The organism is Nonomuraea sp. NPDC049714 (assembly GCF_044465295.1).
In the GTDB taxonomy this organism is placed as follows: Bacteria; Actinomycetota; Actinomycetes; order Streptosporangiales; family Streptosporangiaceae; genus Nonomuraea.
The window spans coordinates 49,031-63,692 of record NZ_JBITLM010000004.1 but is presented as its reverse complement, the minus strand read 5'-3'; the positions used below and the strand labels follow the sequence as shown (position 1 = coordinate 63,692).

The 14,662-nt window shown below is 71.2% G+C and carries 15 protein-coding genes; 14 read left to right on the top strand and 1 reads right to left on the bottom strand.

Going from position 1 to position 14,662, the window contains the following annotated elements; all coding sequences use genetic code 11:
• The first annotated feature begins 5 nt into the window (after positions 1-5).
• From ACIBQX_RS17605 to rfbD, 6 genes are all read left to right on the top strand, one after another.
• Positions 6-638 (top strand): GntR family transcriptional regulator, encoded by a 633-nt coding sequence (locus ACIBQX_RS17605; protein ID WP_397005577.1) that lies wholly within the window; start codon positions 6-8, stop codon positions 636-638.
• Positions 639-744: 106 nt separating this feature from the next.
• The gene (locus tag ACIBQX_RS17600) at positions 745-1,095 is read left to right on the top strand and encodes a hypothetical protein (protein WP_397005575.1); all 351 of its coding nucleotides are present in this window, start codon (positions 745-747) and stop codon (positions 1,093-1,095) included.
• A 268-nt stretch (positions 1,096-1,363) separates the two neighbouring features.
• Positions 1,364-2,809 (top strand): sugar transferase, encoded by a 1,446-nt coding sequence (locus ACIBQX_RS17595; RefSeq protein ID WP_397005573.1) that lies wholly within the window; start codon positions 1,364-1,366, stop codon positions 2,807-2,809.
• Between the two features lie 2 nt (positions 2,810-2,811).
• Entirely contained in the window at positions 2,812-3,879 is a 1,068-nt protein-coding gene (locus ACIBQX_RS17590) for a glucose-1-phosphate thymidylyltransferase (protein ID WP_397005571.1), read from the top strand.
• Entirely contained in the window at positions 3,876-4,805 is a 930-nt protein-coding gene (gene rfbB, locus ACIBQX_RS17585) for a dTDP-glucose 4,6-dehydratase (protein WP_397005569.1), read from the top strand. Before ACIBQX_RS17590 ends, rfbB begins: the two co-directional genes overlap by 4 nt.
• Positions 4,802-5,791 carry a dTDP-4-dehydrorhamnose reductase gene (gene rfbD, locus ACIBQX_RS17580; protein WP_397005567.1) on the top strand — a complete coding sequence of 330 codons (990 nt, stop codon included), beginning with the start codon at positions 4,802-4,804 and terminating at the stop codon, positions 5,789-5,791. Before rfbB ends, rfbD begins: the two co-directional genes overlap by 4 nt.
• On the opposite strand, the gene ACIBQX_RS17575 is transcribed toward rfbD, so the two are convergent.
• Positions 5,773-6,351: a dTDP-4-dehydrorhamnose 3,5-epimerase family protein gene (locus ACIBQX_RS17575; protein WP_397005565.1), complete on the bottom strand. Its 579-nt coding sequence runs from the start codon at positions 6,349-6,351 to the stop codon at positions 5,773-5,775. The genes rfbD and ACIBQX_RS17575 overlap by 19 nt on opposite strands.
• A 61-nt stretch (positions 6,352-6,412) precedes the next feature.
• Here ACIBQX_RS17575 and ACIBQX_RS17570 point away from each other — a divergent pair, with 61 nt between their 5' ends.
• The 8 genes from ACIBQX_RS17570 to ACIBQX_RS17535 are packed head-to-tail and all read left to right on the top strand — an operon-like array spanning position 6,413 to position 14,608.
• Positions 6,413-7,615, top strand: a complete 1,203-nt coding sequence (locus ACIBQX_RS17570) for a methyltransferase domain-containing protein (RefSeq protein WP_397005563.1) — start codon at positions 6,413-6,415, stop codon at positions 7,613-7,615.
• Complete coding sequence (locus ACIBQX_RS17565; protein ID WP_397005561.1) at positions 7,612-8,391, top strand: glucose-1-phosphate cytidylyltransferase; 780 nt, start codon at positions 7,612-7,614, stop codon at positions 8,389-8,391. Before ACIBQX_RS17570 ends, ACIBQX_RS17565 begins: the two co-directional genes overlap by 4 nt.
• Positions 8,388-9,041 (top strand): PIG-L deacetylase family protein, encoded by a 654-nt coding sequence (locus ACIBQX_RS17560; RefSeq protein WP_397005559.1) that lies wholly within the window; start codon positions 8,388-8,390, stop codon positions 9,039-9,041. The genes ACIBQX_RS17565 and ACIBQX_RS17560 overlap by 4 nt, the downstream gene beginning before the upstream one ends.
• A 5-nt stretch (positions 9,042-9,046) precedes the next feature.
• Entirely contained in the window at positions 9,047-10,066 is a 1,020-nt protein-coding gene (locus tag ACIBQX_RS17555) for an NAD-dependent epimerase/dehydratase family protein (protein ID WP_397005557.1), read from the top strand.
• Positions 10,063-11,373, top strand: a complete 1,311-nt coding sequence (locus tag ACIBQX_RS17550) for a DUF4910 domain-containing protein (protein WP_397005555.1) — start codon at positions 10,063-10,065, stop codon at positions 11,371-11,373. Before ACIBQX_RS17555 ends, ACIBQX_RS17550 begins: the two co-directional genes overlap by 4 nt.
• Positions 11,354-12,301 carry a hypothetical protein gene (locus ACIBQX_RS17545; RefSeq protein ID WP_397005553.1) on the top strand — a complete coding sequence of 316 codons (948 nt, stop codon included), beginning with the start codon at positions 11,354-11,356 and terminating at the stop codon, positions 12,299-12,301. Before ACIBQX_RS17550 ends, ACIBQX_RS17545 begins: the two co-directional genes overlap by 20 nt.
• On the top strand, positions 12,298-13,746 hold the full coding sequence (locus ACIBQX_RS17540) for an oligosaccharide flippase family protein (RefSeq protein WP_397005551.1): 1,449 nt from the start codon (positions 12,298-12,300) through the stop codon (positions 13,744-13,746). The genes ACIBQX_RS17545 and ACIBQX_RS17540 overlap by 4 nt, the downstream gene beginning before the upstream one ends.
• Entirely contained in the window at positions 13,733-14,608 is an 876-nt protein-coding gene (locus tag ACIBQX_RS17535; RefSeq protein ID WP_397005549.1) for a glycosyltransferase family 2 protein, read from the top strand. Before ACIBQX_RS17540 ends, ACIBQX_RS17535 begins: the two co-directional genes overlap by 14 nt.
• Positions 14,609-14,662 lie beyond the last annotated feature (54 nt).

Genomic DNA, 14,662 nt, shown 5'->3' with positions numbered 1-14,662 from the left:
CAGCTGTGACGGTGCCGATCAAACCCCTGTCCGCCGTCGGCGCGCTGGCCGACGCGTTGCGCCGCAGGGTGCTCTCCGGTGAGATCGAGCCCGGCACGCCGCTGCCCGAGCAGGAGATCGCCGCGGCGTACGGCGTGGCCAGGCCGACCGTCCGCGAGGCGCTGGCCCGGCTGGTGCACGAGGGGCTGCTCAGGCGCGAGCGCAACCGCAGCGCCTACGTCCCCGAGGTGACCCTCGCCGACCTCGACGATCTCATGTTCGTACGCAGGCCGCTGGAAGATCTGATGGCCCGGGCGGTGGCGGGGCGGCGGGTGCCGGAGGCGGAGGCGGCGCTGGCGCGGATGGACGCGCTGGGCGTGGAGGCGCCGTGGTCGGAGTCGGTGGCCGAGCACATGGCGCTGCACCAGGCGTTGATCGAGGCGGTGGGCAGCCCGCGGCTGGAGCGGCTCTACGGCTCGCTGGCCGCCGAGACCCGGCTGGGGCTGGTCCGGCTGCGCCGGGTCTACGAGGACCGGGACGTGCTGGTGCACGAGCACCGGGAGCTGCTGGACGCCATCGCCAACGGCCCGGAGCAGGCGGCGCGGGCGGCCGTTGCGGCCCACCTCGGCCACTCGTGGGGCGAAGATCCACCCCCGTGAGGGGCAAGATCCACTCCCGTAAGGGGAAAGATCCCTTGTCTCGTCATCTGCTCCTGTGTGCGCGAACCCTTGCGGTACAACCCCACTACTCGCAAGAATCGCGGCCATGCACGGCAACCCGATGCCGGACTCCTACGTGTACGTCACGGAAGAGGGCGTGACCCGTCACTACGCGGACGGGAGCGTCGAGGCGCTCGCGTGGGAGGACGTCGTCGAGGTCCGGGTGGTGACCGAGACCGAGGCCGACGTTCTGTTCATCCTGCTGGACCGGGACGGCGAGGGGTGCGTGGTGCCGCGTTCGGCCACCGACGCGACCTTCCTGGCGCGATTGCGCTATTTGCCGGATTTCGATCTGGACCGTTTGACGATGGCGGCCGACTCCGCGCACGACGGTGTGGTGGTCGTATGGCGGAGCCCGGATCCCCCGTCCGCCCTGCCGGATCTGGAGTATGACTAGCCGGCAACGTATGCCGCAATCTGCCGAAATATCGCGGTAAACGGCACGATTTCCGCGAAGAACGCATCACTTTTGGATCGTTCCGTCAAGCCCTGAAAAGCGCTGATCTCGTCCGATTGTGGACAGGAAGCGAATGTTCCCCATCACAAGACTGATCTTTACTCTTTAGTGGGGGCCGCCGCCCTTGGTTGTGCATGGGTTGTTGTCAACCGGTGCGATCCGAAGAACGTCATGTTAAAGCCGTGCACGGATTTAACAGGGTGGTGCTATGAGGGTGGAGTCCGCTGTCGTGCTCCTTGAGGCCGTGCCACGCAGCGCGTCGAGCATCTGGACGCGTGCGTACCTGCGACTTCTGCTGTGCGGTGACACGGCCTGCGTGCTGCTCGCCTGTGTGTGCGTGCTCGGTGTCCGGCTGATGTACGGGGTGTACATCCCGTGGGCCGAGTTTCTGCTGGGGCTGGGCCTGGTGCTCGTCTGGCCGCTCGCGCTCATGCTCGGCGGCGCCTATCACCAGCGGGCCAATGGTGAGGGCACCGAGGAGTTCAAGGCGGTCTTCAACGGCGGGGTGAGCCTGATGGCCGCCGTCGCCATCGGCGCCTATGCCACGCAGACCGTCATCGCGCGCAGCTTCGTGATGGCGATGCTGCCCCTGGCGCTCCTCGCCACGCTGTTCTTCCGCTACAAGATGCGTAAACGCCTGCATCGCAGGAGGGCCGACGGCGAATACCTGCGTCAGGTGATCGCGGTCGGGCACCGGGAGTCGATTCTCGACCTGGTGATGCAGTTCCGCCGCCAGCCGTACCACGGGATGCGGGTGGTGGGAGCCTGCCTGCCGCCGGACCGGATGGACGCCGACCTGGACGGGATCGAGGTCCTGGGCACCTTCAACGACGTCGCGGACGTGGTGGAGCGGACCCGCGCGGACGCCGTGGCCGTGCTGGCCTGCCCGGAGCTCGACGGGGCGGCGCTGCGCCGGCTCGCCTGGAGCCTGGAGACGGATCGGACCGACCTGTTCGTGGCCCCTGCCCTGATGGACGTGGCGGGCCCGCGCATCAGCATCCGCCCGGTGGCCGGGATGCCGCTGCTGCACGTCGAGCACCCCGAGTTCAACGGCGTCCGGCAGTTCGTCAAGACCGTGTTCGACCGGCTGGTGGCCGGTGCGGCGCTGCTCGTGCTGGCGCTGCCGTTGCTGGCGATCGTGGTGCTGATCCGGCTCACCAGCTCGGGGCCCGCGCTGTTCCACCAGACGCGCGTCGGCAGGGACGGCCGGCCGTTCCGGCTGGTGAAGTTCCGCACCATGGTGGTGGACGCCGAGCGGCTCAAGGGGGCGCTGGCCGAGTCGAACGAGTTCGACGGCGTGCTGTTCAAGATGCGGAACGATCCACGGATCACCCCCGTGGGCGCCTTCCTGCGCCGCTACTCGCTGGACGAGCTGCCCCAACTGCTCAACGTCGCCCGGGGCGAGATGTCGCTGGTCGGCCCCCGGCCGCCGCTGCCGGAAGAGGTCGCCCAGTACCGCACCGACGTGCGCCGCCGCCTGGTCGTCAAGCCGGGGATGACCGGGCTCTGGCAGGTGAGCGGCCGCTCCGACCTCACCTGGGACGAGTCGGTCCGCCTCGACCTGCGGTACGTGGAGAACTGGTCGCTCATCCTGGACCTGCAGATCCTCTGGAAGACCTGGTCCGTCGTGACCCGTGGAGAAGGGGCTTACTGACGGTGAAAGCACTCGTGCTCGCCGGGGGATCGGGCACACGGCTACGACCCATCACGCACACCTCGGCCAAGCAGCTCGTCCCCGTCGCGAACAAGCCGGTGCTCTTCTACGGCCTGGAGTCCATCGCGGCCGCCGGGATCCGGGAGGTGGGCCTGGTGGTGGGCGACACCCAGGCCGAGATCGAGGCGGCGGTCGGCGACGGCTCGGCGTTCGGGCTGGAGGTGACCTACCTGCGCCAGGAGGCGCCGCTCGGGCTGGCGCACGGCGTGCTGATCGCCCGCGACTACCTCGGGGACGAGGACTTCGTCATGTACCTGGGGGACAACTTCGTCGTGGGCGGCATCGGCGACATCGTGGCGCGCTTCGCACGGGAGCGGCCCGCCGCGCAGATCATGCTCACCCGGGTCGGCGACCCCCGGCAGTTCGGGGTCGCCGAGCTCGACGGGCGGGGCCGGGTCATCGGCCTGGAGGAGAAGCCGGCCCGGCCCAAGAGCGATCTGGCGCTGGTCGGCGTCTACCTGTTCAGCCCGGCCGTGCACGCGGCGGTGGCCGAGCTCAAGCCGTCGTGGCGGGGCGAGCTGGAGATCACCGACGCCCTGCAGTGGCTGCTGGAGGCGGGCCTGCGCGTGGAATCCTCGGTGATCACCGGCTACTGGAAGGACACCGGCAACGTGACCGACATGCTGGAGGTCAACCGGATGGTGCTGGAGCGGTTGGACCCGGGCATGTCCGGGCAGGTGGACGAGACGAGTGAGCTGATCGGGCGGGTCCTGGTGGAGCCGGGCGCCGTGGTCGAGCGCTCGCGTCTGGTCGGCCCGGCGATCATCGGCGCGGGAGCGGTCATCCGCGACAGCTACATCGGCCCGTACACCTCGATCGGCGCGGACTGCGCCATCACGGGCAGCGAGATCGAATACTCGATCGTGCTGCCCAGGGCCTCCATAGCGGGGGTCGGCCGGATCGAGTCGTCGCTCATCGGCCACGACGTCGAGGTGACTCCGGCGCCCACCACTCCAAGAGCCCACCGTCTCGTGCTGGGCGATCACAGCAAGGTGCAAATCAGCTCATGACGACGATTCTGGTCACTGGTGGCGCTGGCTTCATCGGCTCGCATTTCGTCCACGGCCTGCGGGGCGCGGACGTCACCGTGCTCGACAAGCTCACCTACGCGGGCAACCGGGCCAACCTCGACGGGGTGCCGCACACGTTCGTGCACGGCGACATCTGCGACCCTGACCTGCTGCGCGAGGTGGTGCCCGGACACGACCTGGTGGTCAACTTCGCGGCCGAGTCGCATGTGGACCGGTCGATCGACGGGGCGGCGGAGTTCGTCCGCACGAACGTCCTGGGCACCCAGACGCTGCTGCAGGCCTGCCTCGACGCCGGGGTGCCGAAGGTCGTCCAGGTGTCTACCGACGAGGTGTACGGCTCGATCGACTCCGGCTCCTGGGACGAGTCCGCCCCGCTCCGGCCGCGCTCGCCGTACGCGGCGGCCAAGGCCGGCGGGGATCTGATCGCGCGCTCGTACGCGATCACCTACGGCCTGGACGTGTCGATCACCCGGTGCGGCAACAACTACGGCCCCCGGCAGTATCCTGAGAAGATCATCCCGCTGTTCGTCACGCGGCTGCTGCGGGGCGAGAAGGTGCCGCTGTACGGCGACGGCGGCAACGTGCGCGACTGGATCCACGTCGAGGACCACTGCGCGGGCATCCGGCTGGTGGCCGCGCAGGGCCTGCCGGGTGACGTCTACCACATCGCCGGCACCGCGGAGCTGACGAACAGTGAGCTGACCGGACGCCTGCTGGAGGCGTGCGGCCAGGGCTGGGACCTGGTGGAGCAGGTGGCGGACCGCAAGGGCCACGACCGCCGCTACTCCCTGGACGACGGCCGGTTGCGCGCGCTCGGCTACCGCCCGCGCATCGGCTTCGAGCAGGGGCTGAAGGAGACCGTCCGGTGGTACGCGGATCACCCTGACTGGTGGGCCGGCCTATGAGGTGGCTGATCACCGGCGGCGGCATGCTGGCCGCCGACGTGCTGGTCAAGGCGGCGCTGACCGGGGAGCCCGTGCTCGCTCTGGGCAGGTCCGAGCTGGACCTGTGCGACGTCCGGGCGGTACGCGACGCCGTCGCCGACCACCGGCCCCAGGTGGTGATCAACTGTGCCGCCTGGACGGCGGTGGACGCGGCGGAGACCCGCGAGGACGAGGCGCTGGAGATCAACGGTCACGCGGTCGGCACGCTGGCGCGGGTGTGCCGGCGGGCGGGCGCGCGCCTGCTGCACCTGTCCACCGACTACGTCTTCGACGGCGAGAGCGGCCGGCCGTACCACGAGGACTCGCCGACCGGGCCGGTCAACGCCTACGGCCGGACCAAGCTCGCCGGGGAGCGCGCGGCCCTGGACCACGGCCACTACGTGGTCCGCACCGCCTGGCTGTACGGCGCGGGCGGGCCGAACTTCGTCCGTACCATGATCGAGCTGGCCGGCACCCGCCCCACCGTGGACGTGGTGGACGACCAGCGCGGCCAGCCCACCTGGTCCGCGGATCTGGCCGGTTTCCTGGTCAGGCTGGCGCGCTCGGACCTGCCGCCGGGGATCTATCACGGCACCAGCGCGGGGGAGACCACCTGGCACGGGCTGGCCACCGAGGTCTTCAGGCTGCTCGGCGCCGATCCCGGCCGGGTGCGCCCGGTGCCCGGCACGGCCTTCCCACGCCCCGCGCGGCGGCCCGCCAGCGGCGTGCTGGCCTGCACCCGGTGCGCACCGATCCGGCACTGGCGGGAGGCGCTGCACGCCGCCTGGCCGGCGGTGAGCGGGCCTGTGACGGGCGGGCCTGTGACGGGCGGGTCAGTGGTGAGCGGGCCAGTTACGGGCGGGCCAGTCACAGGCGGGCCAGTTACGGGCGGGCCAGTCACAGGCGGGCCAGTTACGGGTGGGTCAGTCACGGGTGGGAAGGCGGGACGTCAGTGCAGCGTCGCGTAGAACCGCCGGCACGAGTCGTAGTCCGGAAGCAGCCCGGCGGCGAGCGCGGCCTGGACCGTGGGCGCCGTGGCGTCCTTGTCCGACAGCACCGGCTCGACGTCCCCCGGCCAGGCGATGCCCAGATCCGGGTCGAGCGGGTGCACCCCGTGCTCACGGGCCGGGCTGTAGGGCCGCGAGCACAGGTAGACGACCGTGGCCCGCTCGCTGAGCGCCATGAACGCGTGCCCGAGCCCCTCGGCGATCAGGACGGCCCGATGCTCCCGGTCGTCCAGCCGCACCGCCTCCCACCGGCCGAACGTGGGCGAGCCGGCGCGCAGGTCCACGACCACGTCCATGACGCTGCCGTACGCGCACATGACGTACTTGGCCTGGCCGGGCGGGACGTCGGCGTAGTGCACGCCGCGCAGCACCCCCCGCACCGAGACCGAGCTGTTGACCTGGGCGAGATCGAACCCGTGGGGCAGGTCGGCGGCCCTGAAGGCCTCGTGGAACGCGCCACGTGGGTCGGTGTGGACGCGTGGTGTGTGACACCAGGCGCCCTCGATGCCGAGGGGATCCATGCCGCGCACAGTAACGACAGAGCCTGCCGGAACGAAATATCAACTTGTCTGGAGTGTGTGAATGACGACCTGCCGGCTGTGCGGCTCGGGCGACCTGGCCTCGGTGGTGGACCTGGGGGCCACGCCGCCCTGCGAGCGTTTCCTCACCGCCGACCGGCTCGACGAGCCGGAGGTCGCCTACCCGCTGCACCTTCGCGTGTGCACCTCGTGCTGGCTGGCACAACTCCCGCCGCTGATCACCCCTGAGGACACGTTCACCGACTACGCCTACTTCTCCTCCTACTCCACCTCCTGGGTGGAGCACGCGCGGGCGTTCGTGGCCGGGCTGCGGCTGAAGCCGGACGCGTTCGTGGTGGAGGTGGCCAGCAACGACGGCTACCTGCTGCGTCACGTCGTCGAGCGGGGCGTGCGGTGCCTGGGGATCGAGCCGTCGGTGAACGTGGGCGAGGCGGCCAGGAAGCGCGGAGTGCCCACGCTGACGGCCTTCCTCACCCCGGAGACGGCCCGCGCGGTGGCGGCGGAGCACGGCAGGGCGGACCACGTGGTGGCCAACAACGTCTACGCGCACATCCCGGACGTGGCCGGCTTCACCGAGGGGCTGCGCGCGCTGGTGGCCGACGACGGGTGGGTCACCATCGAGGTGCAGCACCTGCTCACGCTGATCGAGCAGAACCAGTACGACACCATCTACCACGAGCACTTCCAGTACTACACGGTCGCCTCGGCGCAGCGGGCGCTGGCCGCCGGCGGGCTGACCCTGGTGGACGTCGAGCTGCTGCCGACCCATGGCGGCTCGATCCGGCTGTGGGCCAGGCCGTCGGGCACGCCGACCCAGCGGGTGAGCGACGTGCTGGCTCTGGAGAAGGCCGCCGGGCTGCACGAGATCTCCGGCTACGTCGACTTCGCGGCCCGGGTCGCCACGGTCAGGCGGGACCTGCTCGGCTTCCTGATCAGGGCGGCCGAGGAGGGTCGCACGGTGGTCGGCTACGGGGCGCCCGGCAAGGGCAACACGCTGCTCAACCACTGTGGCATCCGGCCCGACCTGCTCCCGTACACGGTGGACCGCAACCCGTACAAGCACGGCAGATTCACCCCCGGCGCCCGCATCCCGGTCCTGGAGCCGGAGCGGATCGCCGCCGACCGGCCGGACTACGTCCTCGTCCTGCCCTGGAACCTGCGGGACGAGCTGGTCGGGCAGCTCTCCTACGTCCACGAGTGGGGCGGCCGGCTGGTCTTCCCCATCCCTTACCTGGAGGTCGTGTGAAGGTCGTCCTCTTCTGCGGCGGCTACGGCACCCGGATGCGCAGCGGCGCTCCCGGAGACGTGCCGAAACCGATGCAGCTCGTCGGCCCGAGGCCGCTGATCTGGCATGTCATGCGCTATTACGCGCACTTCGGGCACAAGGAGTTCGTGCTCTGCCTCGGCTACGGGGCGCACCAGATCAAGGACTTCTTCCTCAGGTACGAGGAGACCGCGTCCAACGACTTCGTGCTGCGGGGCGGCCAGGTGGAGTTGCTGGCCAACGACATCTCCGACTGGACGATCTCGTTCGTGCACACCGGCATCGAGTCGTCGATCGGCGAGCGGCTGCGCCGCGTACGCGACCACCTCGACGGCGACGAGCTCTTCCTGGCCAACTACGCCGACGTGCTCAGCGACGCGCCCCTGCCTGACATGGTCGACAGGCTGGCCGGGGCGGACGCGGGCGGCTCCCTGATGGTGGTCCCGCCGCCCGGCACCTTCCACTGCGTCGAGGTGGCGGACGGCGGCCTGGTCGGGCAGATCACCGCGGTCACCGAGATGCCGTTATGGGTGAACGGCGGCTACTTCGTGCTCCGCCAGGAGATCTTCGACCACATCCCCGAAGGCGGCGACCTGCTCGTGGACGGCTGCAAGGAGCTCGCCAAGCGCGGCCGGCTGCTCGCCTACCCCTACCGCGGCTACTGGCGGCCCACCGACACCGTCAACCAGCGGGTGGAGCTGGACCGCGCCTACGCGCGCGGTGAGCGGCCGTGGGCGCTGTGGGAGCGGGCGGCATGATGATCGACCTGCTGCCCAGCGGGCTGAGCAGGATCGCCGCCGTGGCCGCGCACTGCGACGACCTGGCGATCGGCGCCGGCGGCACCCTGCTGACCCTCTGCACGGCCCACCCCGGCATCCGGGTGGACGCCCTGGTGCTGTCGGGCGCCGGGTCGGAGCGCGAGGCGGAGGAGCGGGCCGCGCTGGCCGCCTTCTGCCCCGGCGCCGACCTGCGCGTCACCGTGGGCAAGATGCCCGACGGGCGGCTGCCCGCGCACTGGGACCTGGCCAAGCAGGCGGTGGAGGACCTGCGCCTGCGCTGTGTGCCCGATCTGATCCTGGCGCCGCACGCCGGTGACGCCCACCAGGACCACCGGGGGCTCGCCGAGCTGGTGCCCACGGTCTTCCGCGACCATCTCACGCTGGGCTACGAGATCGCCAAGTGGGACGGCGACCTCGGCCGCCCCAACGCCTACCAGCCGCTCGACGTGGCCTTCGCCGAGCGCAAGGTCGCCCTGCTGTGGGAGCACTACCCCTCGCAGCGACGGCGTCCCTGGTTCGACCGGGAGGCGTTCCTCGGGCTCGCCCGGATCCGCGGCATCGAGTGTCAGGCGCGCTATGCCGAGGCGTTCTACGCCCGCAAGTTCATCATCGATCTGACTGGAGGCTGATCGACATGCGCGTTCTCCTCACCGGGCACCAGGGTTACCTGGGCTCCGTGATGGCGCCGGTGCTGGCCGGGGCCGGACATGAGGTGATCGGCCTGGACAGCGGGTTGTTCGCCGACTGTGTGCTCGGGCCGGCGCCGGACGACCCGCCGGGGCACCGGGTGGACCTGCGCGACGTGCCGGCGTCCATGCTGGAGGGGGTCGACGCGGTGGTCCATCTGGCCGCGCTGTCGAACGACCCGCTGGGCGCGCTGGCCCCCGACCTGACGTACGACATCAACCACCACGCCTCGGTCAGGCTGGCGCGACTCGCCCGTGAGGCGGGCGTGCGCCGGTTTCTGTACGCCTCCACCTGCTCGGTGTACGGCGCTTCCGGGGGTGACGAGCTGCTCGGCGAGGACGCCCCGTTACGGCCGGTGACCCCGTACGCCGTGTCCAAGGTGCGGGTGGAGGACGATGTGGCCGAGCTGGCCGACGACGACTTCTCCCCGGTGTTCCTGCGCAACGCCACCGCGTTCGGGTTCTCGCCGCGGCTGCGGGCCGACATCGTGCTGAACAACCTGGTCGGCCACGCTCACCTGACCGGCCAGGTGCGGGTGCTGTCGGACGGCACGCCCTGGCGGCCACTGGTGCACGCGGCCGACATCGCCGACGCCTTCGCCGCCACGCTGGCGGCGCCGCGCGAGGCCGTGCACGCCAGGGCGTTCAACGTCGGCTGGGAGCAGAACAACCTGACGGTCGCCGAGATCGCCGCGCACGTCGTGGAGGCGGTGCCCGGCTCCGAGGTGGTGATCACCGGTGAGACCGGGGCGGATCCGCGCTCGTACAAAGTGGACTTCTCCCGCATCAGGGCCGCGCTGCCGGGCTGCCACGCCCGGTGGACGGTGAAGGCGGGGGCCGTGGAGCTGGCCGAGGCCTACCGCGAGCACGGGCTGGGCGCGGACGACTTCGAGCGGCGGTTCACCAGGCTGGCGTGGCTGGGCGACCGGCGGGCGGCCGGCACGGTCTCGGCGGAGCTGCGGACGTGACAGGGGACGTGACAGGGGAGGAGATGCACGCCCTGGTGGAGCGGCTCTACCCGCTGTGCCGCTCGATCACCGGCGACGGCGTGCGGCGCACGCTGGAGATCGTCGGCGAGCGGCTGCCGCTGGACGTCCACGAGGTGCCGACGGGCACGCAGGTGCTGGACTGGACCGTGCCGAAAGAGTGGAACATCCGCGACGCCTACGTCAAGGACCCCTCGGGGGCCAGGGTCGTGGACTTCCGGCGCTCCAACCTGCACGTCGTGGGCTACAGCGTGCCGGTGTCGGCCACGATGACGCTCGACGAGCTGCGCCCGCACCTGCACACACTGCCTGACCAGCCCGATCTGGTGCCCTACCGGACCAGCTACTACGCCGAGACGTGGGGGTTCTGCCTCAGCCGGCAGGTGCTCGACGGGCTCGGCGCGGGCCCCTACGAGGTGATGATCGACTCCACGCTCGCCGACGGGCACCTGACCTACGCCGAGCACGTGGTGCGCGGGCGGACCGACGAGGAGGTGCTCATCTCCTGCCATGTGTGCCATCCGTCGCTGGCCAACGACAACCTCGCCGGGATCGCCGTGGCCGCCGCCCTCGCGGCTCGCCTGGAGTCGCGCCGGGAATCAACACGCCTGACCTACCGGTTCCTGTTCGCGCCCGGCACGATCGGGGCCATCACCTGGCTGGCGCGCAACCGCGAACGCACCGGCCGGATCGTGGCCGGGCTCACGCTCGCCTGCGCCGGGGACCCGGGCGCCCTCACCTACAAGCGCAGCAGGCGCGGCGACGCGCGCATCGACCGGGTGATGGCGCACGTCCTCGCCGACCGGCCGCACACGATCGTGGACTTCTCGCCGTACGGCTACGACGAGCGGCAGTTCTGCTCGCCCGGCTTCGACCTGCCGGTGGGCAGCCTGACCAGGACCCCGTACGCGGGCTACCCGGAGTATCACACCTCCGGCGACGACCCGGGCTTCGTCACCCCGCAGGCGCTGGCCGGCACGCTGGAGGCCCTGTGGGAGGCGGTGACCGTGCTGGAGCGCGACGGCCGCTACCAGAACCTCAGTCCCTACGGCGAGCCGCAGCTCGGCAGGCGTGGCCTGTACGGCTCCCTCGGCGGACGCAGCGACACCGAGCAGGCCCAGCTGGCGATGTTGTGGGTGCTGAACCAGTCCGACGGTGATCACAGCCTGCTCGACGTCGCCGAACGGTCGGGGCTGCCCTTCGGCGCGGTGGCCGAGGCGGCCACCGCGCTGGAGGGCGCGGGGCTGCTCAAGCGGGTGGGGAGTGCGGATGAACCTGCGGGTCGGTGACCTGGTCGAGGTGCGCGGCGAGGAGGAGATCCTGGCCACGCTGGACGAGCGGGGAGAGCTGGAGAGCCTGCCGTTCATGCCGGAGATGCTGCGCTTCTGCGGACAGCGGATGACCGTGCACAAGGTGGCGCACAAGCTCTGCGACACGATCAGCCGCAGCGGCATGCGGCGCATGGAACGGGCCGTCCACCTGACCGGGGCACGCTGCGACGGCGGCGCGCACGGCGGCTGCCAGACCGCCTGCTCGCTGTACTGGAAGGAGGCCTGGCTCAAGCGGGTGGAGCCGGACACCCCCGTGCGGGCCCCCGAGCCGGAGCCCAGGCTGCTGCCGCTGCTGCAGGTCAACACCCGCAGCGGCGCGGACACCTACTCCTGCCAGGCCACCGAGCTGCTCAGGGCCGCCCCTGCCTGCCTGCCGTTCCGCGACGTCCGGCAGTACGTCACCGACGTGCGCACCGGGAACGCCGGGGCGCTCCAGGTGGCGCGCACGTTCCTGGTCGGGCTGTTCAACCGCTTCCAGGGCCTGAGCAAGAAGGTCCTGCCGCGCCGGCTGTGGTTCAGGAAGGGGCTGCGCTGGGGCTTCGTCGAAGGCCGCGCGGGCCGCGCCACGCCCACCGCCGAGCTCGGCCTGCGGCCCGGCGAGCTGGTCCGGATCAGGTCCAGGGACGAGATCCTCGACACGCTCAACGACGACCTGCTCAACCGGGGGCTCGGCTTCGAGGAGGAGATGGCCCGCTACTGCGGCCGGACGGCCCGGGTGCGGGCCCGGGTCGAGCGCTGCCTGGATGAGAAGACCGGCCGGCTGCTCAGCATGAAGAGCCCCTGCATCATCCTCGACGACCTGGTCTGCGAGGGCGTCTACAACGCCAACTGCCCCCGCGAGTTCGTGCCGTTCTGGCGGGAGATCTGGCTGGAGCGGGTCGAGTGAGCGAGACCGGCGAGATCCAGCGCAAGGCCGGTCGGGGCCTGCGCTGGAGTCTGGTCGGCAACCTGGTGATGAAGGCCGGCTCGTTCGCGATGAGCCTGGTCCTGGCCAGGCTGCTGGTGCCGGAGGAGTTCGGCGTCTTCGCCATCGCGCTCGCCGTGAGCCAGTTCGTCATCCACATCAACGACGCCGGGGTGATCGCCTCGACCGTGCAGTGGCGCGGAAAGCTGGAGGAGGTGGCCCCGACTGCCACGGTGGTGGCCATCGCGTCCAGCGTCACCCTCTACGCGATCTTCTGGGTGATCGCGCCGTTCTACGCGAGCATGGCCGGCAGCGAGGACGCCACCTGGGTGATCCGCATCCTGATGGCCACCAACGTGATCTACGGCCTGACCGCCGTGCGCAGCGCCGCGCTGATGCGCAGGTTCGAGCAGGACAAGCTGGCCTGGGCCAACCTCGCCGGCTTCGTGGCCAACGCCTCGGTCTCCATCACCCTGGCCGCGACCGGGGCCGGAGCGTACAGCTTCGCCTGGGGGCAGCTCAGCGGGGCCGCGCTCACCGGCGTGCTGGTGGTCGCGCTCGCCAAGGTGCGGTTCACGGCCGGCTTCGACCGGGTGCTCGCCGCCCGGCTGCTCCGCTTCGGGCTGCCGCTCTGCGTCGGCCTCGGCGTCGAGGGGCTGCTGCTCAACGTCGACATCGTGCTCGTCGGCGACACGCTCGGGCCCGCCCAGCTCGGCCTCTACCTGCTCGCCTTCAACATCGCGAGCTGGGTGCCCGGCATCGTCGGCACCGCCATCCGCTACGTGGCGCTGCCCAGCTTCGCCCGGCTGGCCGAGGAAGGGCCCGCCGCCGTAGAGTCGGGCGTGCGGCGCGCGGTCCCGCTGCTGGGCGTCATCGTGCTGCCGATCGCGGTGCTCATGGGCACGCTCGCGCCCGCGCTGGTGGGATTCCTGTACGAGCCGCACTGGCTGCCGGCGGCCCAGGTGCTGCGGTTCCTGGCCGTGGTGATGGCCGTGCGGATGCTGAACATCCTGGTCACCGACATCCTGGCCGGCCTCGGCCACACGAGGGCGACGATGTGGGTGAACCTGTGCTGGGCGGTCGCGCTGGTCCCCGCCCTCCTCATCGGGGCCCGCCAGGGCGGCATCCAGGGGGCGGCCATCGCGCACGCCGTGATCGCGCTGGTGCTGGCGCTGCCGATGCTGAGCCTCGCACTGCACCGGGCCGGCGTGTCACCCCGGCTGTTCGCGGCCGGGCTGGCCAGACCGGCCCTGGGCGCCGCCGTCGCGGGAGTGACCATGGCGGCCGTGTCCACGATGGTCGACGGGCCGTTCGTCCGGCTGTGCGTCGCCGGCGGCGCGGGGCTGCTGGTCTTCGCGCTCGTCGCGGTGCCGCGTGCCGTCCTCATGCAACTGCTGCGTCAAGGGAGAGCCCATGCCCGACCCTGAACTCGTCTCGGTGGCCCTGCCGGTGCGCGACGGCGCGGAGCGGCTGGAAGGGGTGATCCGGTCCGTCCTGGCCCAGGACCACCCCCACCTGGAGCTGGTCATCTCCGACAACGCCTCCATCGACCGCACCGAGGAGCTCTGCCGCGACCTGGCGGCGGGCGACCCGAGGATCGTCTACCACCGGCACCCGGAGAACATCGGGCTGCTGGGCAACTTCAGGCACGCGGCGCAGATCTCGCGCGGCGCCTACGTCCGCTGGATCGGCGACGACGACCGGCTCGACCCCGTCTGCGTCTCCCGTGCCCTGGCCGAGTTCGCCAGGGACGAGCGGCTCGTCCTCGTCACCACCGGGGTCGCCTACACCGGGCCCGACGGGGTGGCCAGAAGCGCCGCCTACGACGGCAGCGGGCTGGACTCGGACGATCCGGTGACCCGCTTCGCCGAGATGCTCAGACTGCTCAACGAGAGCCACCTGATGATCGACCCGCTCTACGGGTTGTTGCGGCGCGGGCCCGCGACCGGGATCCCCCGGCGCAACATGCTGCGCGAGGACGAGGTGTTCGCGGCCAAGCTCGCGCTCGCCGGGCCGTGGGCGCACGTGCCGGAGGTGCTCGCGCACCGCAACTGGCGGCTGGAGCGCATCTCCGGCGTGGCCCGGCGGCTCGGCGTGCCGTCCTGGCAGTCCCGCCTGGCCAACACCCTGCAGTGCCGCGAGCTGCTGACCTGGGTGCGGAACGCCGAGCTCACCGACGACCAGCGCCGCCGGGCGCGGGCGGCGGTCCTGAGGATGTACGCCCGACGACAGCGGCGGACCGTGGCGCACCGGAGCCGCAAGCTCCTGGCCCTGGCCCGCCTGGTGTAACAGGAAAGATGATCAGTGCGATTACCACTCAGTACCGGTGCCACGCCGTGCCGG